We start from the raw sequence: 22,035 nt of genomic DNA, 5'->3' as shown, positions 1-22,035 counted from the left end.
CATCCGCGGCAGCGTAGCCGCGGGAAACGGTCAGAGGGCGCGACAAATCACTGCGAGACCCGAATCGGGCTCCGTGGTGAATCACGCCACTGCTATTCGGCGCGATAAAGAGCCTTGCCCACGAGATGGCTGACAGGTGGGCGATATCCACGCCGTTCAGTATGTCTCAGTGATATTACCTCACGCTGCGTGAGATTGCGATATCACATTTCAACAAACCGGGGGGTGAATTGGCATGAGTACGATATCGCCGGCTGCGAAAGTGGACGACGTCCGCATCACCGTGCTGATACCAGCGCACAACGAGGAAGACCGTATCGCGGCGGCCCTGGAATCCGTGAATCACCAAAGCCGGCCGGCCGATCGGGTCATCGTGGTCGCCGACAATTGCACGGACGGCACCGCGACAACCGCTCAGCGCTTGGGCGCCGACGTCGTCGAGACGGTCGGCAACACACACAAGAAGGCCGGGGCGCTCAATCAGACTCTCGCCGCACTCCTGCCGGCGATGGCCGCGCACCACGTCGTTCTGGTCATGGACGCCGACTCCGCCATCGTGCCCAGGTTCCTCGAGACCGCGACGGAGACGCTGCACCGCGACCAGAAGATCGGCGCGGTGGGCGGCATCTTCCTCGGCGAGCCGGGTGGAGGGCTGCTCGGCGAACTGCAGCGCAACGAGTACGCGCGTTACCAGCGCCAGATCGCCCGCCGCCACGGCGACGCCCTGGTACTGACCGGCACTGCCACGTTGCACCGGGTCGACGTCCTGACCCGGCTGCTCGAAAGCCGCGGCCAGGTCTATGACACGTCGGCGTTGACCGAGGACAACGAGATCACGCTGGCCATCAAGAGCATGGGGCTGCGATGCGTGTCGCCGCCGGAATGCATCGTGGTGACCGAGGTGATGCCCGGCTGGCGTGACCTATGGAGGCAACGGCTGCGCTGGCAACGGGGAGCACTGGAGAACCTGCGGGCCTACGGCCTGACTCGGGTGACCCGGCCGTACGCGGTGCAGCAGGCCGGCATGGCCTTCGGCGTGCTCGCGATGTGGCTGTACCTCGCCTACACCGCCTACATCGTGACGTCTGGACAGTTCGGCCTGCAACCGATCTGGACACCACTGGGTCTGATCTTCGTGGCCGAACGCGTTGTCACGGTCTGGCATCGTGGCCCGAGGGCGCGCCTGCTGGCCGCACCGCTGGTCGTGGAGTGGGTCTACGACCTCTTCCTCCAGGGCGTACTCATGCGGTCGGCGCTGGACATCGCCCTGCGCAAGCCTGCCACCTGGCACCACGTCAAGGTGGCCGCGTGAACACGTCGTGAACGCTGGCCTCACCCCGGACCCAAGAACTCCCATGAACAACGGCACACACCAATAGTCCCCTCAACAGGGATCATCCGCAGAAAGGGAATCATGTATCAAGGCAACCCGTTGAACGCCTCGCCCGCGGTACTCGGCGTAGGAGGGGCCGCGGCGCTCCCGGACACCGGAGTGCCGGCTGTCTGGGCCATCGTGGCCCTCGCGGTCGGCCTCAACACACTCGGCTACCTACTCCTGGCGTCGCGCAATCTGCTGCCCACGCGCCGCCGGCAGTCGGCCTGAACCACGACGCCGCGCAACCCACGTGGCCGCAGCTCTCACCACCGGGGGGTGGTGGTGAGAGCTGCGGCCCAAGTCCTCACCCGCGACGGCTTGCCACCCTAGGCACCGTGGTAGAGGCGTTCCAGGTCTATCAGCTCGACGTCTGTCCGCTTGCTGGCTTCATTGCGCAGCTCGTCGCTGAAACCGGATCGTGAAAACAGGAGCAGGCGCGGCAACTCGGCGACCTTGGAGCTGGGCAACAACCCACGGAGATGATCGAGGCGTTGCAGCTGCGGCATCTCCACCGGCCGCTGCCGGTATTTCGCCTCGCCGATTGCCGTGACCCGATCTGACCCGAACGCTTGCGAATCGGTCACCACGATGTCCAGCTCGTGACCTCGCTGATGCTCCCGGCATGACAACGCGGTCGGCTGCACCCTGCTCGCCAGCCCGCCGAGCGAGCTCGGGTCGGCGTGGTCGAAGCACCAGCGACGGGCCAGGTCCTCGAAGTGAGGACCGTAGATCTTGGAAGCGACAGTGTCGCTCGATTGATCCCAGACACGAGCGGCTCGACCCGCGATCAGCTGGGGCTCGTGACGCCGGACAAGAAGCTGGTGAAACCGCACGACCGGCTCGGCGATCCGGTATACGCTTCGCTTTTCTCGCAAGGCATCGTCGACCTGTTCAACCAAACCCACGTCCTTCAACCCAGAGAGCAAGTGGTTGATCGCGGTAGCCGGGCGACCCAGTGCCGCCGCGATTTCAGAACGACGATGATTACCAGCACTCAACGCGGCGAGAGTTGCCGAATAGGACGTCGGGTCGGAGATCGATGGCTCTTCCCTCAGGACAAACCAGCCCTCTCGGAACATCGCTGAGGCCGGATTGAGCAAGCGGTGGCGGACCCAATCCGCGAGCGCATCGGAGGTGTCAGGACCGGAACCGCCGCACATCTCCAGATAAGCCGGCGTACCCCCCACCAGCGCATGCAGCTGGAACGCAAGTTCTGAATCGTGGCCCGCGTTCCAGAACTCGGCAGCCTCACGATACGAGAAGGGCCGAACCACAAGCTCGAGCGACGCCCGCCCGCGCAACGGAGCACCGCTGCCGAGAAGTTGGGTCATTGTCGTGAGTGCACTGCCACACAAGATCATCCTGGTCTTGGTCTGCTGCTTGGCGAATCCCATCGGGCTCAGTACCTGCTGCACGTACGAGGGCAGTGCCGGGGTGGTCGCTACGAGATAAGGAAACTCATCGATGATGACCGTCTTCGGCCCAGACTCGCCCACCCGCACGATTTCCTGCAGGGCTTCTGGCCATGAGTTGAACGTGATCGGCTGCCGCAACCCGAGGTAGGCGGCATAGGCCGCTCCGAGATCAGCCAGGTTCTGCCGCTCGGTCTGCTGGGTGGCGGCGAACAACAAACCATCGGTTGCCCGAGCAAGAAGCTCCAACAACATCGTCTTGCCCTGTCGACGCCGACCATAAACAAGACCAAGCGCCGCGCCCACCTGGGACGATGCGGCGAACTCATCTAGCTCCCGCCATTCCCGATCCCGCGCGAACAGTTCCTGCGGCTTCGCTACCATCTGCGTCCAATCTGGCCCTGAATTTCTCTGGGTTTATTATAGCTCTAACTATAATAAACCCAGCACTCATCCGGTGATACATTGCGCTGGACTTGACCGTCGCACCGGGGGCAAGGGCACGGCCTGGCTCCGCCTCCTGGACATGGCGGTGCCCCCACCCCTGGAGAGGGGTGAGGGCACCGCGGTTGTGGATCAGACGAGCGTGTCGGTCGGACCTCCCGTCACGGTCGTGCGGCGGCGAGTGGTGGCCGCCAACGAGAGCCCGGCGAACAGCAGCACCAAGCCAGCGATCAGCACCCAGCCGGCTAGCCCAGACCCGGTGTCCGGCAGCGTCGGCTGCCGCGGCGGCTCCTTACCTGGCGGCTCCTCGCCCTCCGGCGTGTTGTGCTCGGTGGTGCAGTCGGCGTTACCGTCCTCTGCTGGAACGCACGCTGCGCGGTCGTCGTCACTGGTCACGACGTTGCGCATCGTGGCATTCGGGCTGTCGCCCACCGTGACGGAGTAGGTCAACGTGACGACCTCTCCGACCTCGAGGTCGCCCGTCCAGGTCAACGTGGTGCCCTCGCGAGTGATCTCTCCGGACGACGCCTTCGCGTCGTCGTTCCACTTCGCGACATTGCTCACCTCGGACAGGTCGTCCGTCACAGTGGCGCCCTCCACGGGTGCCTCACCGATGTGCTCGATGAGGACCGTGTAGGTGACCACGTCGCCCTCCTTGACTTCGGACCCGGATTCTGGGTCAGAAGTCTTGGAGTAGGTGTACGCGGCGTTGAAGTGCTCAGTGGTGCAGTCCGGGTTCTCATCCGGCGCCGGCACACACACGCCCCGCCCATCCGGAGACGTCACCACGTTGAGCAGGCTTGCGCCCATCTCGTCGCCCACCGTCACCGAATAGGTCACCGTCACCACCTGGCCGACGTCCAGATCACCCGTCCAGGTGAGCGTTGTGTCGTCCAGGGAGACGTCGCCCGACGACGCCTCGGCGTCATCGTTCCAGGTGGCGTCGTCGAGGACGTCGGACAGGTCGTCCTCGACGATCGCCCCCTCCACTGGCGCCGTACCGATGTGGTTGATCTCCACGGTGTACGTGACCACTTCACCGGCCTCGACCAGCGAACCCGGCTCCGGGTCCGCGGTCTTGGAGAACGTGTACGCACCGTTGATGTGCTCAGTGGTGCACGCCTCATCTTGACCCTCGGCAGGAACGCACTGACCGTCGGTGGTCACCACGTTCTTCAGGAACCGGTCACCTTCAGCGGTCACCGTCACCGAGTAGGTCACCGTCACCACGTCGTCGACCTCGAGGTCCCCGACCCAGCTCAGAACCGGCTCGTCGTACGAGATCCCACCCGCCGACGCCTCGGCGTCGTCGTTGTAGACCGCGTCGTCGAGGACCTGAGACATGTCGTCCTCGAACGAGCCCGTGAGAGGCCCGAGACCGACGTGGCGGACCTCGACGGTGTAGGTGATCACGTCACCCGGCTCCACCGCCGAACCCGACTCCGGGTCCGAGGTCTTCTCCACCTCGTAGTCGCCGAAGATGTGCGTGGTGGTGCAGTCCGGGTTCTCATCCGGTGCCGGCACACACCGCGACCGCTCCTCGTCCGGGCTGGAGACGACGTTGGTCAGCTCGTAGTCGCCCACGTCATCCACCGTCACCGTGTAGGTGAGAGTGACGACGTCGCCGACGTCGAGATCACCAGTCCAGGTCAGGATCGGTTCCTCGTAAGACACCTCACCGGACGAGACTTCGACATTGTCGTCCCAGACGGCGTCGTCGAGCACCTCGGTGAGGTCGTCAGTGACGATCGCACCCTCGATGGCACCCTCACCGCGCTGAGTGATCTCCACGTTATAGGTGATCACGTCACCCAACTGCACCGTGGAGCCCGGCGTCGGGACCGCAGTCTTGGAGTAGTCATACCAGCCGACATACACCGGAGGCGGGTTGCAGGGATCGTCCTCGCCCTCCTCGACCACCGGGCATCCAGGCGACCACACGACGTTGTCCACGATGGTGTCGCCATCGGCCTCAAGGCCTTCGATGTCCTTGATCGTCACCGAGTAGGTGATGGTCGCGGTACCACCGACAGGGATATCCCCCTCCCAGTACAGGATGCCGTCCTCGAACGTCGCATCGCCGATATCAGCGGCGACGTCGTCGTTGTAGATCGCATCATCCAGCACATCGGAGAGGTCGTCCCGGAAGACCGCGCCCGCAGGAACCTCACCCTGCTGGGTCACTGTCACCGTGTACGTCACCACGTCACCTGGCGCCACCACCGAACCCGGCTCGGGGTCCGAGGTCTTCTCCACCAGGTAATCGGTCACGATCAGCACGGCCGACGTGCGCATCACCAGTTCGGTGTGCTCGGCCCGTGCCTGCGCCCGGTTCACATACACATCCTGCGGCTCCGCGCCATCAGTAGTGATCACCACCTGGAAGGAGAACGTCCCACCAGACAGCAGCTCACCACCGATCACCCGGACAGCGGTCGGGTTCTCCGGACGATCCGTGGTCCACAACGCCGACGGCGCATTCGGAGCACCATTGTCCGGATGCTCCGGGTCGTCAGACAACGTGGCCGGGTCCGCATCGGTGTAATACACCGTCCCACCGTCGTTCAGCACCACATCGTCCAGCGTGTACGTTCCGTTGAACGACGTCCCCCGCTGGTCACCGTTATAAGGAAGGATGTCGATCGTGTCCGTGAACGCCTGCGCAATCGGGTCATTCGACTCGATCGCCACCGTCCACGAACCCGTACCCACACCATCACCCTCACGGTTCGGGATGTACTCCACATCCGCCGTCTTCAAGATGATCGTGTACCCGTTGGTGGTAGTGGTCACCGTCTCGGTGACCTCCCGCGACGACTCACCATCGTAGCTGGACACAGCCGTGTTCGTCAGCTGCGTACCCGGCTCGATGCTGGTATCCGCCACTGCCTGGTACGTGAGCGTGTTCTCCGTGTTCGTCGCCACGCCGTCCAGCGTCCATGTCAAAACCTGACGACCCTGAGCATCCGTCGTCACCACCGGCTCCGGATCAGCCGAACCCGGCTCGTACGTCATGCCCAACGGCAGCGTATCCACGATCTCGTAGCCGTCCACGGTGTCCGGGATCGCGCCCGCGCCGGTAGCCATGTACATCAACGTGAACTCCGACGGCACGCCCGGCGTCACCGTCGCCTGCGCCGAGTCCTTCTCGATGTACGGCACAGCTCCGATGATCCGCAGCATATCCCGCGAGCTGGTCGTGTACGGATAGCGGGCACCAGGCGTCTCGATCCTGGGGCCTTCCTGCACGGCCCACACGCCGTCGCGCAGTGTCGAGCCGAACATCCACACGTCCTGCCCCACCGGCACGTCATCGTTGATCGTCGGGAAGGCAAACAGCTGGATCGTTTCGGCGTTCTCGTCGGCGTACTGCTGGTGCGGGTAGAGGATCCGCACTGCCTTGATCGCCGAGGGGTCCTGTGGCGTCGTGATCCAGTTGGCGGCATCGCCACCGCAATTGAACAGGTGCGGATTGTACTGCCCGCTGTTCGGGTCCAGACGCGGGTCGTTGCCCACGTAGTACTCCACCGGGATCGTGTCGATGTCCCGGCCCCCCGCCACATTGGACGCGACAACTCGGGTGGTACTGGGGTCCTCGAGCGTCACGAACCGGGTGTCGAACGGAAGACAGCTGCCGTACTCGCTGTCCGGCGGAACGTCATCCGCAAACCAGCGGCTGCTAATACGGTTCATCACCGTCGTCCCGGCTGACACCCGGTACGTGTCGTCCCAGGGGGTCCCGCCCGAGCCGGTGTAGCTCCGCTGGTAGTACGCAGACCAGTTACCCGGCAACGTGTACACCTTGTTGGTGGTGTTGTTGTCGGCCGGGTCGTCGTACTCCTGCCCGGTGGGCGCCTCGTACGTCGGTGCGGAGGACTCGAGGGTGATCGAACCGGCTTCGGTGGTGTGCACCCGGAACCACAGCGTGCCGCTGGCGACGTAGTCCCACTCGGGGGGCAACAGGCGATTGGTCGAGTCGTGGGTGGGCACGTTGAGCAGGTCGTAGTTGATCCCCCGAAGCGTCAGGTCAAACTCACCGGGCTGGCCGGCAACCGGGGTGAGGATGCACTCGTCGACGAACGAGGTGTTCTGTCGATGCTCCGGCGGAATGTCGGACCTGGACCATGGATGCCCGTCGGCCAGCTGGGTGAGGTCGTACGGCGAGCACCCAAGCTCCCCCGAGACCGGGTGCGGTCCCAGCTCGATGGTGCCCCCATTCAAGTCGGCGACAGTGAGCCGATAGGTCACCTCGTCCGGGCCGGGGTCCGAGCCGTTTCCGAGCCGCAGCGACCACTGCACGTCAACGTCCACGTGAGTGAAGTCGTCGTTCCACTTACCAGTGAATCCGGTGTTCGTCCCGTAGTGGATATCCATAATAAAGGGGTTGTCGATCGGGATGGGGTCGAGCTCGACGGTCTCGCCGCCGGGGCTCGTGCCGTCCAGCACGACTTCCTCGCCGGTGATGCCGTTCGCGACCACCGGGGTCTGCAGCACGATCGCGGTGCCCATGTTGACCGTGCCGAAGTTACAGGTGAGCTCCGTGCCGTCGGCGGAGAGGCTCGACGCCGGGTCGACACCGTCGGTAAGACACATGTCCGGGATCTCGTCGAAGAACGCCTTGTCCACCGTGAACGTCGCAGTGACGTTGTCCACCGGGTCGTTGCTCGGCGGCTCCTCGTCGTCGTTGACGTTGATCCGCCATTCGCCCACCACCGGGTTACCCCGGGAAATCGTGTCCGGCTGGTCGACCCAGCGCCCTTTGATCTCATACACCGGAGTTGCGGCCGCGATCTCGAAATCAGACTCGACACTACGGGGACCCTTGGTGTCGTCCTCGTTGGCGGGACCGTCACGGGAGTTCTCCGTCGAGGCTTCCTCTTCGGCAGCCTCCTCATCGGCCGACTCCTCGACCGCCTCGTCCTCCGAAGCCGGCTCCTCGGCCGCTTCCTCCTCGGGGGCCGGCGCGTCGCCGGCGCCCTCGTCGGCAGCCGCCTCGGCCGACGCGTCGGCGTTAGAGCCCTCGGTCTCAGGGTCAGTCGCCTCGACGTCGTCCGCGTCGTCGGTGAGCGTGGCGGGTTCGATGGGCTCATTGGCCGCTTGCGCCGCCCAAGCCGGTGCGATCCCGACGAGCAGCGACCCGAGTAGCACCATGGCGAGTGTGATCGCCGCGGAACGTTTCATACCTGTGGCCGCTCTACGCGGCCGAGCCGCGGCCATACGTTTCCAGAATCCGCGCCGCCCCCCGGGCGGGACTCTGTACTTCCCCTTAATCGACGTTGTCATGTCCAGGTCTCCCTTACCTCGGTACACTCCTGGCCCCACAAGAGGTCCAGCACAACGCCCCCCAAGGTGTCCGAGTCCGCCTGAGCCGCTCAGCTATGTCCGCCTTGCGACGAGGTGAACGTATAGGCACCCTCGTCCGCCTAAGAGTCACTAAGAGGCTTTGGTCGCACGAACATGTTTTGTGACGTACGTCACACGCTGCGAGTGGGAGTGGCATCCGCGTCTCTCCCGGGACCGTACGGCTGTCAAAGATCGCGATCGCGCCTCTTCGAGTAGATCGCCCAGCCACCAGCGACAACCAGCACGAGAATTCCCACTCCGAAGACGTGTGCCGGCACCCGCGGGTCAGCGGGCGCGTCATCGGGGTCGACGATCACGAGCTCGGCCGGGACGGACAGCGTGGCGCTCGCGGATGGTACGGCGGCGAGCAGAACCACTAGCACCACAGTGGCCAGGAGGATGGATCGCCAAGGCGACGGCATGCGCACGCAGAGCATGGCTGTCCCCCGGTCCCCTCGACTGCCCCTCGGCCAGACCGCGGTCTCACCCCGGTTGGACACACCGTGCAGCGTGAGTACCGCTTGGTACCGCGCACGGTGCGACCGAGACTGCGGCCTGGCCGAAATCCACTCTGCATGACGAGCGGAGAGAATGCCTGATCAAATCAGGTCAAGCGAAATAAATTGTGGAGAGCACGTATGCCTACAGTGCGTCAAGGGCGCACAACCGGGCTAGGCGAAGAGGTCCTCGACCGATTCCGCGGTGAGCGCTCGGTCAAGCCACAACTCGAGCGTCGCGTGGTCGTTGCACGACATGATGCGCTGCCGCGCATCCTCGGACACCTCGACCCCACGCCGATCGAGCACCCGCAGTACGAAACGCGCCTCACCCTCAACCCGGCCTTCTTGACGGCCTTGGGAGCGCAGTTGGGATACATAGGGGTAGGTCATGGTCGTCATCAACGTCCTCCACATGTCGCATGCGGCCGCTCCGGCCAATCCTACCTCGGTGAATTCGGCCAGGTAGGCGGCTGATTGCGGATCGATAGTGCTCAAGGCTCTGGCGAGCGCCTCGAGGATCTTGCCTGCCTCCGCTGCTCCCTTGTGGGTGAGCGCAGAGAACACCGCCAGGACCACGTCTTCGGCAGCCTCTTCCACTTCGAGGATGACCGGGACGTTGTCAGGCCCCAGGACCAGCGGATAGGCAACCAACGACGGCTGCTCAGTCAACCCGATCGGGATCGGCGCCCGTGCCCACGCAGCCGTCGCCTCGCTCGAACACACCACGAGCAGCGTCACCGGGACTTTGTACTTGTTGTGCAGAAACGTAATGTAGTACGGCCACGATCGACGCTTGTCGTCGTCATCCCGGGTCTGCGACTCGATGATCAGCAGATGTTCACCATCACCCGTCTCAACGAGAAGCACCGTATCCGCGCGACGCTCGACCGGCTCCATTTCAGTGAGATCACTGTTGATCACCGAGATGGTCCGCGGCTCCGGGAACTCGACACCGAGCAGCTTCTGGAACGCTCGCGCGAACAACGTGGAGTCGTCTTGAAAGATCCGGTGCAGGGCCTCGTGAGACGACTTGACCATCCTGCCTCCAAACTCACGCAACTGCTGCGATCCAAGGAGCATATGGATGACGACTGACAATGTTGGCGCTCGATAGCGCAGAAACGATCGCAAATGACAGCGTCCTGCAAAGTGAGCGCGAGAGGCCTCGGATTGCAGGACGCAACTGTGACGCGGCGGCTGCTCAGGCGGTGAGCAGCGTCGAACCGAGCGGGCGGTCCCGGTCGAAGCCCGGCAGCATCAGGAACGTGCCGCTGGCTGTTGTGGTGACGTACTCCATCATCCGGTCCTGCTCGTCGAGCCGCTGCTGGGTGACGACGAAAGTGCGCAGGTCACGCTGGAAACACACGAACATCAGGCCGGACTCGTCGCCCTCGGCATAGGCGTAGCCCCGGCGCAGCATCAACGCGCTGCCGGTCAGGGCCGGATGCGCGGCCCGCGCGTGCGAGCTCACAGGCGTCAAGTACTGCCCGTCGGCGGTCTTCGCCGTCAGGCTCACCTCGTCCCGGGCAGACCCGCCCGACAACGGCGCACCATCCCGCTTGCGCCTGCCCACCAGCGCCTCCTGTTCCTCAACCGGGAGGTGGCTGAAGCCCGCCACGTCGGTGCGCAGCCGTCGCACGACGGCGATGGTGCCGCCGGCCACTCGCGGGTCGTCGCGCAGCCAAACGTGTTCGGCCAGCTCATCGTCGCCGCGCGGGACGATGATGCCGTCGTGGAAGCCGAACGGGTTGCGGACAATGCCGTCGCGCCCGGGACCACGGAACCCGAACTGCCGCCAGCGCTGGGTACAGTCCGGCAGCGCATCCAGCAGGGCTTCGACTGCGGGCCCAAGCACGGCGGGTTCGCTGGCGCTGGCGATCAGCAGGAGGTCACCGCCGACGCGTTCCGCGGCCATGCCGGCGTCGGAATCGAATTCGGGCAGGGCTTCGGCGCCGGGCAAAGCATCGTCGACCGAGGACACCACCCGCGGACCGACACCAACCGCCACCGTCAGGTCGCCACTGTCGTGTGCGTCGTCGTCCAGGAAATCCAACAGCCGTTCCCCGACGGGCGCCAGCACGGACATGTCGGCAGCCGCCAGGTCGGAGACCACGGTCAGCGAGTACGGCTGCGGATCGGTGGGCAGAGCGATGCCCGCCTGGTGCTCCCCAATCGCGGGAACAGGCCGCCCACCGGGTGGCCCTTCAGTCTCGGACGACGCCGGCGACGGTTCCGCGGCCACCCCGGCGGTGCTCCTTCCGAGCAAACCACCCGTGGTGATGCCGCCCGCGCCGATGGCCAGCCCGGCGAGCAGCCGCCGCCGCGACGGTCGTGTCACCACGTCGTTCCCCTTCTGAGCTTTTCTACGTAGCAGTAGTACGGCACATGGGGTGCGTGCCCGCTGGAACAGCCGGGCACGCACCCCATGCAGGGTGAATCAGAACAGGTCGTCGATCCTAACGCTCTGTTCCGTGTTTGCCATGCGGGTGCGACGACGCGCCGCACCAGCGGTGGTCACACCGCCCAGCACCAGAACCAGTCCGGCCGCCAGCAACCACAGCGACACGGTCGAGCCGGTGTCGGCCAGGTCATCACCTGGATCGTCGGGGCTGTCCGGATCGCCCGGAGCGTCCGGGTCATCCGGGTCACCCGGCTGCTCCGGCTCGACCGGCTCGCATGCGTCGGCGTCGAGCTCGTGCCCGTTGTGGTCAAGCAGACCCACATTGAGCAGACCCGATCGGGTGCCGTCGCCAGGCTCGTCCGCACACTGCGCGGACTCCACCGTGAGCGTGTCGCCGTCCAGCGTGAACAGCACACCCACTTCGTACGTGTGGGTCGCACCGGCACCGATAGACACCTCCTCGGTCAAGGCGTTCTCCGCCGCGTTCGGCTCGTCGCCTTGTCCGGTGAACGTGTCCAGCACCTCGATGTCACCCGGGGCGGTGTTGGACGCCCGCACGTCGAGGATCTCGATGCCCTCGCCGAACCGGAACTGGTCGTACAGCACGTACTCCCCGCTGGCACCGCCGTCGTTGGTCACCTCGAGCTCGTAGGTGATCACGTGCCGGTCGTTGTTGATCCGCTCCGGCCCGCCGGCGACGGTCTTTTCCAGCTCGATCGACGGCAGGTCAGCACAGTCGGTGTCGACGAGTTCGTCGCCGCCTTCCGTGTACAGCGTGGCGACGTTGTTCAGACCGCCGTTCTCGAAGTTGCCGCCCTTCTCGTCCTGACACAGCGCCTGCGAGTTGCCGTCCTCATCGATCGCGAACGACGGCGGCACGTCGGCCACGACCCGCACCGTATATACGTGCGGCGCGTAGCCGTCGTCGTTCATGCCGCCCAGTGCGACGTCCTCGGCGATGACCAGCTGGTCGACACCATCCCAGTCGTCGCGGACCGCGACACCGTCCGGCGCGGAGACGATGGCAGCCTCGGCCACCTCGACACCCTCGCCGTAGAGCAGTTCATCCTCGAGGTCGTAGACCGTCGCACCCGGCAGCAGGTTGCGCACCACGATGTCGTAGTGCACCTCCCACTGGCCTGCGCCGATCGGCTGTGCCGAGACCAGGTTCTTCTCCAGGTCCGGCTGGCCGAGCGACACACACACCTCGTCGGTGTCGGTGAGGTCGTTGTGCTCCAGGCCGGTGCTGTTGGCCAGGCCGCCGTACTCACCCGAACCCGGCGGCGGGCAGGTCATCGACTCCTCGGTCAGGGTGTCCTGGTCGAGAGAGAAGACCACCTCCACCTGATAGAGGTGTTCACCACCGGCCTCCAGCGGCACGTCCACAGCGATGACGTTGACCGGGTCGCCCTCGGGCCCGCGACCGGTCCACGTGTCCAGCACGTCGGCCACGTCCGGCGCGGTGATCACCTCGGACTCTTCCACCACGATGCCGTCGCCGTAACGAAGCTGATCGGTGACGGTGTATTCGCCGTCGGCCGAGCCGTCGTTCGTCGCGACGATGTCGTAGGTGATGGCCCAGGTGCCGTCACCGTTGCTCACCGGTCCGTCGCTGATGGTCTTGTCGATGGTGAACGACGGCAGCTCAGCGCATGCGTCGTCCTCCTCGACCAGGCCAGCTTCGTCGGTCAGCGTCGAGCCGTTGTTGAACGCGGTGTTCACCGACGGATCACCAACCGCCGCGGAGCAGCTGGTCGGGTCGTTGCCGTCCGCGTCCAGCTCGAACGACAACGGCACATCGGCGATGACGGTCAGCACGTACTCGTGTGGTGCGTAGCCGTCGTCGGCGGTGCCCAGCAGCGGCACCTCTTCGGCGATCCGCAGCTGATCCTCACCATCCCAGGCTGGGTCGTACAGGACCACCCCGTCCGGAGCCGACGTGACGTCGGCGGAGACGATGTCCACCTGATCGGTGAAGCGCAGCTCGTCGTCGAGGTCATACCAGGTGGCGGCGACGCCCTTGTTGAACACCTCGATGCCGTAGACAACCTCCCACTGGCCGTTGCCGATCGGGTTGGCCGAGATCAGTGTCTTCTCGTGGGACGGCTGGCCGACCTCACGGCACTCGTCGTCGAAGTCGGGGTAGCCGTTGAACGACGAGTTGGCGTCGTTGTACAGGCCGGTGCCGTCTTCTTCACCATCGACGAGTGTGCAATCGGACGGGTCGGGGCCTTCCGGTGGATGCGGCAGGTCGATGGTGAACCGGACCGCCACGGTGTACTGATGGGATTCGCCACGGTCGATCGGCACATCTTCGACGATGAGCGTGTCGGTCAGCCCGTCGAATTCCGGCCGGGTGGTGATGTCGCCCGGATCCGTGTTCTCGGCGACGACGGAACCGTCGATGATGTCGATACCGCTGCCGAAGCGCAGCCGGTCTTCCAGGTCGTACTCCGTCGGCACGTCGGTCTCGTTGGTGACGGTCAGACCGTAGACAATCTCCCAGACGCCGGGCAGGTTCTCCCGGTCGACGACGTACGGCTCGACCTCGACGGTTTTGTCGAGGGTGACCAGCGGCAGTTCGCTGCACTCGGCGTCCACCAGGTCGTCATAGTTCTCCGGCGACATGGTGGCGACGTTGAACAGTCCGGTCGTGTTCTCAGCACCCGGTCCGGCATCCGGCACACAGGCCAGCTGGTCCAGGTCGACCAGCGCCTCACCCGTCTCCGGATCCGCGTTCAAGGCGACCGTCACAGTCAGCGTATAGATGTGCTCGGTGCCGTTGTCCACGGTCGACTCCGCGTCGATGTCGACGTAGTCGGTGACCACCCGCTGGTCGTCGATACCATCCCAGTCCGCGTTCAGCAGCCCGTCGGCCTCCGGCGGTCCGGACACCACCTCGGTGCCGACGATCTCGATACCCTCGCCATAACCGGTCAGGTCATCGGTGAGCAGGTACGAGCCGTCGATCATCCCGGTGTTCTCGGCGACCAGCTCGTAGGTGATGGTCCAGGTGCCGTCCTTGTCCGGCGACTGGATCGGGCCCTCCACCATCCGCTTGTCGAACTCGTAGCTGATCTGCGAGTACCCGAAATCGATCGAGTGGTCGTTCTCGCCCGGCCCGCCGGTAGTGACCAGCGCGAACGGGAACGGATCGGTGGAACCTTCGGGAACGATCCCGTTCGAGTCGTTCTCCTCCGGGTTCACACTGTCCTCGTCACCGGTGTGTGGCACGGTCGGGTACCACCGGTACAGCGGACCGCCCTCGGCGTAGTCGTCCGGGTTGTCGATTCCAACCTCGTAGTCGGTGTTCGTGCGTAGCTGGTAGTCCTCGTCGAACGAAGAGAAGTAGTACTCGCCCTTCTCGTCGGTGACGGTGGTGTTCACCAGCGTGCGGGTACCGTCTTCGGCCACCTCGTAGAGGTTGACCGTGGCGCCTTGCACCGGGTCCTCGTCCGGATCCTGGATACCGTCGTTGTTGACGTCGTACCAGACGTAGTTGCCGATCTCGATCGGGGCCGCCGACGCCAGCACGGACGCCGACCCGAGGCCATTGCCCTTCGCCGTGACCATGTTGCCGACGGTCCGCCGGATCATTGCACCGTTGCCCGAGTAGGCAGCTCCGGTCTCCTGATAGAGGCGGTATGTACCCTCCTGGAGGCCGCCGTGCACAACGTGGACCCCGGTGGTCATGACACCGTCGTCGCGGCTCGGGTTGATCACGATCGAACCCGTCGACTCGTTGTCCTGGTTAGCCACACCGAAGCCGGTGTTGAAGTACCGCAGGCCGCCAGGGCCCATGTGGCCGAGCTGGGCGCCCTGTCCGGTGACACCCTTGTGTACACCGTTGTTCTCCAGGGTGAAGGTCCCATCACCGTTAGGGGCGGCGATGAAGACGTCACCTTCGGACCGGACCGACGTGGTGCGGTTGTCGCCGTCGTCCGGGTCACCCGACAGGAACGTCGTCGCCCCCATGACGTCACCGGTGAGGTCCCGGATGGGGATAATGAGGTCGCCGTGCAGCACCTTGACACCGGCCACCACGGGCTGGTTGAGCCGGGCAGCTGAACCGTTCCCACCCGGTTGGTGGTAGTGGGTACTCTGCGTCGCCCACGGCTCGAACGTCGGCATGAAGCCGCTACGTGCGAAGTCGAGTGGGAAGTCCAGCACTGTCGTCAAGGAGCCCGGCGCGTCCGCGTCGAAGCTGTACACATAGCCATTGAGGTCGCTGACCGACCGCGTGGTCTCTGCGGTGTCGGTCGCGCTGAGGTACATGGTTCCGGTCAGCGCGTCCGCTCCAACACCGTAAGGCCGGATGTCCCCGGTGAAGACGTCATCGAAGAAGAACTCATCCACCGCGACCGGCGCACCGCTCGGGTCACCACCGGTGTCGATCCGAACCAGCGAGCGGTTGTGGAGATTCACGGCGAACAGATAACGCTCGTCCGGGCTCATCGCGATCTCGCCGATCCCGGCCCGGCCAACCTTGTTCCACGCCTGCGCGTCTCGGGTCCAGAGGTAGTCGGGGTTCTCCGAGGTCACGTTCGGACGGAACCCGTCTGGGTTCCCGACGGGTGCGTCCGGGTCGGGCCCACCGAGGTCAATACCCTCGGCGACAAGATCCACGTACACCTCTGCCGAGGCGTTCGGGGCAGACCAATCCGCGCCGTCCGGTGTCACGCGATAGATCGCACCGATGCCACCCGGCCCAAACGCCGAGTGCCGGCGCAGGTACGCGGCCGTGAACACGGTGGGCAGCCCACCCACCTCGTCCGCGCGGATCATAGCCGAGCCGTTGGTGGCCCCCACCTCGCTGAACGGAACCCGTCCAGTCTGTGGCACCGGGCTGTCCTGGTTGGGGCTTTCCGCGTCCCACCAGATGACGCCCGAGGCGGCAGCGTCGGCGTTCGGACCGTCGCTCGTGCCGAAATGGACGATCGGGATATACACCTGAGGGTTGTCATCGACGAATGCTGTGGGCACGTGGAAGGAGAAATCCACGCCGTCCACGTCGCCGTCGCTGACGTCGACGAACTGCACTGTGGTGCCGTTCGCGGTGCCGTCGCCCCGACCCACCACGGTGTCTCGCCACTCTGCCCACTCCGGCGTATCCGGCACGTTCGCCTCGACCCGCCACTGATCGGCGTCACTGGTCACCGGCAGTGCGTACCCACCGTCTGCGTCAGTGACCACTGGACCGGCGACGTTACCGGCGCCGTCGTACGCATAAACCTCGATCCCGGCAAGTCCCGACTCATACGAGTCGAACATGCCGTTGGAGTCGTAGTCCTGCCAGATCGTGCCGGTGATCTCGTCACCCTCCGCGGCCGTCGCCGCCGGTGCCGCAGCGATGCCCACGAGCATCGAACCGAGGAGGCCAAGCGCGCTCAGGCCGGCGGTCCCCCTTCGCGCTGCGGACCAGCGCTCCGGAACCGGACGGCCATCACCACCCTGGCCCAACGCTCGCTGACGTTGTCGTCTCACTGAATCGCCCCTATCTCTTTCATTACGCGACAGAAGTCGCCCCCCAAATGTCCGCACGACGAACACCGTCCAGCGGTCGATACATCTATGCGTCCAAGCGCCAAGAGTCATCCGGCGAACAGATTCGCACGCGACGTGACTTAGATCACATTTTTTGAGGTTTCAAGACGGCGGCAGCCCCTTGTGCTGGCACGACGCAGCGCGATAAGTGTGCTTAACTCTCGACCATGGGGATGTGCGGAGCGGCCGCGCGGGGGCGCCGGCCGGGTATCACGGTGATCGCTGCGCTCGCGTTGCTGGCCGCGGGGTGTGGGTCGGACAACTCCGGCAATGTCGCCGAGCCGCAGCCGGATGAGCCCGGCGCTCAACTGGTTCGCGTACCCGAGGACGCCGACACCATCGCTGCCGGTGTGGAGCTGGTGACGAGTGGAGGAATGGTGCTCGTCGGCCCCGGTACGTACGCCGAAGAGGTCACCATCGACAAACCGGACGTGACGCTGCGCGGCACCGATCGCAACGGCGTCATCATCGACGGTGAGGGCACCCGCTCGTTCGGCGTGTTCGCGTCGGCCGATGGAGTCCGGATCGAGAACCTGACCGTGCACTCGACTCTGTTCTACGGAGTGCTCGTCACCGGGATGCACGACGAGAACGGTCCGCTGGCGCATGGCGGCCCCGGCTACACCGAGCTGGATCCTGCCGAGTTCCCGCCGGTACAGCGGTTCTCCATCGACCACGTCACCGCCCACAACAACGGGCTGTACGGAATCTACGCGTTCAATGCCCGGCACGGCTCGATCACCAACTCCTACGCCTCCGGCTCGGCCGACTCCGGGTTCTACGTCGGGCAGTGTGAGGAATGCGACATCCTGGTCGCCTCGAACGTCGCCGAGCGCAACGCCGTCGGGTTCGAAAACGCCAACGCCTCTGACTCGCTGATGATCGCCGGCAACCGGTTCAGCGGAAACCGGATCGGGCTGACGCTGTTGTCCAGCTACCAGGAAGCGTTCACCCCGCAGCGGGAGAACGTCGTCGTCGGAAATCTGATCAGCGACAATACGAGCGACGACTCCCCCGCCCATGCCCATGGCGGCTTCGGCCTCGGCTTGTCCATCGGCGGCGGCCAGCGAAACGAAATCGTCGCCAACCGGATCGACGGCAATCCAGTGGCGGGCATTCTGCTGAGCAATACCGAAGACATTTCCGCGCTGGACAACAGCTTCGCAGAAAATGTGCTCACCGGGAACGGAATCGACGTCGCCGACGTTTCGGCCTCCCGCGCCCCATCGGAAGGCAACTGCTTCGAGGACAACACGGCCGCGACCGCGTCACCCGAAAGCCTCCTGGCCGCGAGTTGCCCGGAAGGAAACAGCCGGGATGAGGCAGGCACCGTGCCGTCGGTCTCCGAGCCGGCCGGGATGAGCTTCCTTCGGGTTCCGCCGCCGCCGGATCAACCGGCCCTGTCCGATGTCGAGACTCTGCCCGAACCGCTGCCGGACGCCGTCCACATGCCGTCGGAATCCGACTATCCGGTGCCCGATGACACGTTCCTGTCAGATCGCGCAGGTACCGCGTGAAGGGCAGCCGAACCGTGACGATCTGGCTGGCCTGCACCGCGGTAGCCGCGGTGCTGGGTTGCTCCAGCTCTGCCGAGCCGGACGAGACGTCGCACGGCACCGCCGCGGATGTCACCGAGCATCCTTCGCCGCGACCCTTGACCACCGACGAGGCCCAGCGCCTGGCGATGATGCGCTTCTCGAACTTCGACGCGGGCACGCGCGCCGTCCAGTTCAGCGTCCGCGACTCCGGGCAGGAGTACACGCTCAACGGCTGGGTGGATTTCACGGCCAAGCTCGGATACGCGAACCTGCACGGCGGCTCCGGCGACGACGCGCCACTGCTCCTCGCGTGGACCAAGGAGACCGTCAGCTCCCACGAGGGCGCAGTCACCGGTGACCTTCCCCCTCTGCCACCCCCGAACCGCACGGCCGGCAACGATGCCTGGACGTCCTCCGCACTCGCGCCGGAGGCGTCCCGGCTGCATACCGTGCTGGCGATCGTGCTCTCCACCAGCAACGACCGACCCGACAACCCACTTCTGCTGCAGCAGACCGATGCTCGGTGGCTGCGCTCTGACGAGCTGGACGGTGTCGCGGTGGATGTCCTGCTCGGCCCCACCTCCGACGAGCCGTACGACGCCGCGGCCTCCGATTCTGCCGGCGACGGCAGCGACGCCACCGTGCGCTACTGGATCGACGACGCCGGTGTTCTGCAGCGGATGGAATTGCGCCTCGGTGGTGGTGGCGAGTGGACTGTGGTCGACTTCACAGAGGCTCCCGACATCGATTTCGCGGGCACTCTTTTCTCCGACCTATAGGCCTACGCTGCGGTTTTTGGACAATGGCCCGCGTTCTCAGTAACCGGCCGAAAGGTAGGATGAACGCGCAGGGTGGGCCTTTAACAAGCCGGGATTCCTGGTTTGGCGTGCAGTTCCGTGCGCAAAGGGGCTGTTCACCCGGGGGAGGGCGATATGGCGCGGCGCGAGTCCGGTGGTGAGGCCGGCAAAGGAACGACGTCACGCACTGACGTGATGCGCCGCCGGCTGGTCGATGCGGTGATTGGCTCACGCGCCGCGCCCCTGACCGTCGTGCAAGGTCCCGCGGGTCTCGGCAAGTCCGTTCTCCTCGATCAGGTGGCTCAAACGGCGGGGCGCTCACAGGTACTCCGCATCACCTCAACCGATCAACTGGCCGCTTACGCCAGGCCCACGAACTATCCGGACGATGAGCTACCTGATCTGATCCTGATCGACGATATCGGCGGCGTCACGACCCCCGCGATTCTCGACGTTCACAGCCGGGGTCCACGGGTCGTCGTGGCTACCCGGAACCCGCTCACTGCGGTCTCCAGCGGCATGTTGCTGGATGGCAGCGCTCACATCATCTCCACCGAAGACCTGCTCTTGACCAGCAACGAGGTCACTCAGCTCGCGTCCAAACGCAAAATCCAGATCAGTGCGGACGAAGCCGCCGACCTGCATCTGGCGACAGACGGCTGGCCCGCGATGGTCGATGCGGCCCTGCGCTTGCGCCGGCCGGACGAACCAGTCATGCATCGCCGCCTTCACGAGCTCATCAATCAATTCGTCCGCGAAGAAGTGTTGGCGACCGTCCCCGGCGACGAACTCGCAAAGCTCACCATGACCGCCGCGTTGCCCCAGTTCGACGCCCACCTCCTGGCGGCGACTCTCGCTGACCTGACCGATTACACCGAACCGGACGCGGCGCTGCTCATCGAACACTGGTCCGCCGCCGGGTGGGTGATCCGCGCAACGAGCGCACACTACTGGCGAATGCCGCAGCCGGTACGGCAGAACCTGCTCACTGAGTTGGGCATCAAACATCCCTCCCGGAGAGTCGAACTCGTCGATCGGGCGGTTCGCACTCTCGTCCAGGGCAACCGGACATCCGAAGCGCTGCCCTACCTCGTGGAGGCCTCTCAGGATGTCGTCTCCGACGTGCTACGCGAGCAGGAGAATCAACTCGGCACTGACGCGTCCTGGGCCCTGCTTCCTTCGGTGAAATCGCTGGCCGACGACGATCTCGTCAACCATCCCGCCCTGCTGCTGGTCGCTGCCATCTCCGCGCTACTCCAGCCGGCCGACCTCGCCACGTTCAAACTCCGGCTCACCCAGGCGGAAGCAGTGGTTGACCGCAGCTCACTCAATGCCAGCCTGCTCACACTGCACTCTCTCCAGATCATGCTGGCACGCTTCGAAGGCGCGATCGACCGGGCTCGAGAGGTCGAGCGCTCCGGCCGGACGTTCATCGACGCCGCCACGGAGGAGCAACGACGCGAATGCGCCACCCGGCTGGCATTCTTCAACCACCAAGTGGGCGCCTCGCGGCTTGCTGAAGGAGACTTGAGCTCCGCAGAGGCAGCCTTTCGGCTGGCCAGAACCCTCGCTCACCACAACCAGGCACATTGGTACCTGGCCGCCAGTGAGGTGCTTCTGGCGTATACCGCCTTTCAGAACGGAGATCTTCCCGTCGCGGCACGAATGACCGAGTCGGCCACCGCGCTCATCCGGCGTTCAGGGTGGTCCCACCTGCAGTTCACCGACCATCTCTACCTCACCCAGGGTCTGCTCGACCTCGAGTACGGCCGTGGCCACCGGGCGACCGCTCTGCTCCACCGGGCACAAGATCGGCTCGAATTCGATGTCGAGCCGCCCGCGGCGCGCCTCGCCGCCGCTTGGTCGGCTCTCGGAATGCTGCTCGCCGACCCCGTGTCCGCCGAGCATGCATTGCTGCTCTGCGGCTCGGAGTTCGCCACCAACAAGTTGCCGTACAACCGCTTCCTCACCGCTATTGCCCGCGCCCAGACGTACCTTGTTCACAACGACCCGAAAGCCGCCCTGGCCGAACTCGACGGCGTCGAGGCTCCGTCTGGCCACGAGGCGTATCTGGCTATCACGCGGGCTCGCGCCCAGCTCGTTGCCGACGCGGTTGACCAGGCAGAGTTGGAGGTCGCCGCAGCCGAACAGAAACCTGACCTCTCGATGACCATCCGTGCTGATCTACACGCGATCGCGGCCGAATGCGCGCTACGCCGGGGCCACGACGCTCTGCCCGCGTTCCGGCGGCTGCTGGCGTCGATCGAACGCACCGGGGCACGCAGACCCATCCTGTTGCTGCCGCAGCTCAGCCATGCCATCGCCACAGGTGTCCTGACCCCTCCGAACTCCGGGCGGTCGGCGGGTCTCGTGGCGGAGATCGTAGCGTTACGGCGCGCCAACGTAGACGGAATGCCGGGGCTGTCGGAACGCGAGACGGAGATCCTGACCGCACTCGCTGGTTCCGACACCCTCGCGAGCACCGCCAAGCGGTTGTATGTCTCGAGCAACACCCTGAAAACGATCACCCGGGCCGTGTACCGGAAGCTCGGCGTCGCCGACCGGCACTCCGCTGTCAGCATCGCCCGCACGCTCGGCCTCTTGCCGCCCGCGTAAACCCGCCCCCGGGTCACAGGTCAGTCGCGGCCACGAAACTCGCTCACCAGGACGGCCGACATCAC

At 65.2% G+C, this 22,035-nt stretch carries 11 protein-coding genes; 5 read left to right on the top strand and 6 right to left on the bottom strand.

Annotated elements, in window-relative coordinates:
- Positions 1-235 precede the first annotated feature (235 nt).
- Positions 236-1,312, top strand: coding sequence for a glycosyltransferase family 2 protein (locus tag F7O44_RS16175; protein ID WP_162451296.1), 1,077 nt, complete (start codon positions 236-238; stop codon positions 1,310-1,312).
- A 102-nt stretch (positions 1,313-1,414) separates the two neighbouring features.
- Positions 1,415-1,603, top strand: a complete 189-nt coding sequence (locus F7O44_RS16170) for a hypothetical protein (protein WP_162451295.1) — start codon at positions 1,415-1,417, stop codon at positions 1,601-1,603.
- Positions 1,604-1,701: 98 nt separating this feature from the next.
- On the opposite strand, the gene F7O44_RS16165 is transcribed toward F7O44_RS16170, so the two are convergent.
- From F7O44_RS16165 to F7O44_RS31925, 6 genes are all read right to left on the bottom strand, one after another.
- A complete protein-coding gene (locus tag F7O44_RS16165) occupies positions 1,702-3,171 on the bottom strand; it encodes an AAA family ATPase (protein ID WP_162451294.1) in 1,470 nt (489 codons plus the stop codon).
- Positions 3,172-3,363: 192 nt separating this feature from the next.
- Positions 3,364-8,412 carry a DUF7927 domain-containing protein gene (locus F7O44_RS16160; RefSeq protein WP_222851419.1) on the bottom strand — a complete coding sequence of 1,683 codons (5,049 nt, stop codon included), beginning with the start codon at positions 8,410-8,412 and terminating at the stop codon, positions 3,364-3,366.
- Positions 8,413-8,759: 347 nt separating this feature from the next.
- Complete coding sequence (locus tag F7O44_RS16155) at positions 8,760-8,996, bottom strand: hypothetical protein (protein ID WP_162451292.1); 237 nt, start codon at positions 8,994-8,996, stop codon at positions 8,760-8,762.
- Between the two features lie 249 nt (positions 8,997-9,245).
- The gene (locus tag F7O44_RS16150; protein WP_162451291.1) at positions 9,246-10,112 is read right to left on the bottom strand and encodes a hypothetical protein; all 867 of its coding nucleotides are present in this window, start codon (positions 10,110-10,112) and stop codon (positions 9,246-9,248) included.
- Positions 10,113-10,275: 163 nt separating this feature from the next.
- Entirely contained in the window at positions 10,276-11,415 is a 1,140-nt protein-coding gene (locus tag F7O44_RS16145) for a Dyp-type peroxidase (protein ID WP_162451290.1), read from the bottom strand.
- A 96-nt stretch (positions 11,416-11,511) separates the two neighbouring features.
- The gene (locus tag F7O44_RS31925; protein ID WP_162451289.1) at positions 11,512-16,959 is read right to left on the bottom strand and encodes an SdrD B-like domain-containing protein; all 5,448 of its coding nucleotides are present in this window, start codon (positions 16,957-16,959) and stop codon (positions 11,512-11,514) included.
- Positions 16,960-17,186: 227 nt separating this feature from the next.
- On the opposite strand from F7O44_RS31925, the gene F7O44_RS16135 reads away from it, so the two are divergent.
- From F7O44_RS16135 to F7O44_RS16125, 3 genes are all read left to right on the top strand, one after another.
- Complete coding sequence (locus F7O44_RS16135; protein ID WP_162451288.1) at positions 17,187-18,536, top strand: right-handed parallel beta-helix repeat-containing protein; 1,350 nt, start codon at positions 17,187-17,189, stop codon at positions 18,534-18,536.
- Positions 18,537-18,550: 14 nt separating this feature from the next.
- Complete coding sequence (locus F7O44_RS16130; RefSeq protein WP_162451287.1) at positions 18,551-19,336, top strand: hypothetical protein; 786 nt, start codon at positions 18,551-18,553, stop codon at positions 19,334-19,336.
- Between the two features lie 153 nt (positions 19,337-19,489).
- Complete coding sequence (locus tag F7O44_RS16125) at positions 19,490-21,970, top strand: LuxR C-terminal-related transcriptional regulator (protein WP_162451286.1); 2,481 nt, start codon at positions 19,490-19,492, stop codon at positions 21,968-21,970.
- Positions 21,971-22,035: the final 65 nt, after the last annotated feature.

Source organism: Phytoactinopolyspora mesophila (assembly GCF_010122465.1).
GTDB classification, from domain to species: Bacteria; Actinomycetota; Actinomycetes; order Jiangellales; family Jiangellaceae; genus Phytoactinopolyspora; species Phytoactinopolyspora mesophila.
This window is presented reverse-complemented; position numbering and strand designations above follow the sequence as displayed.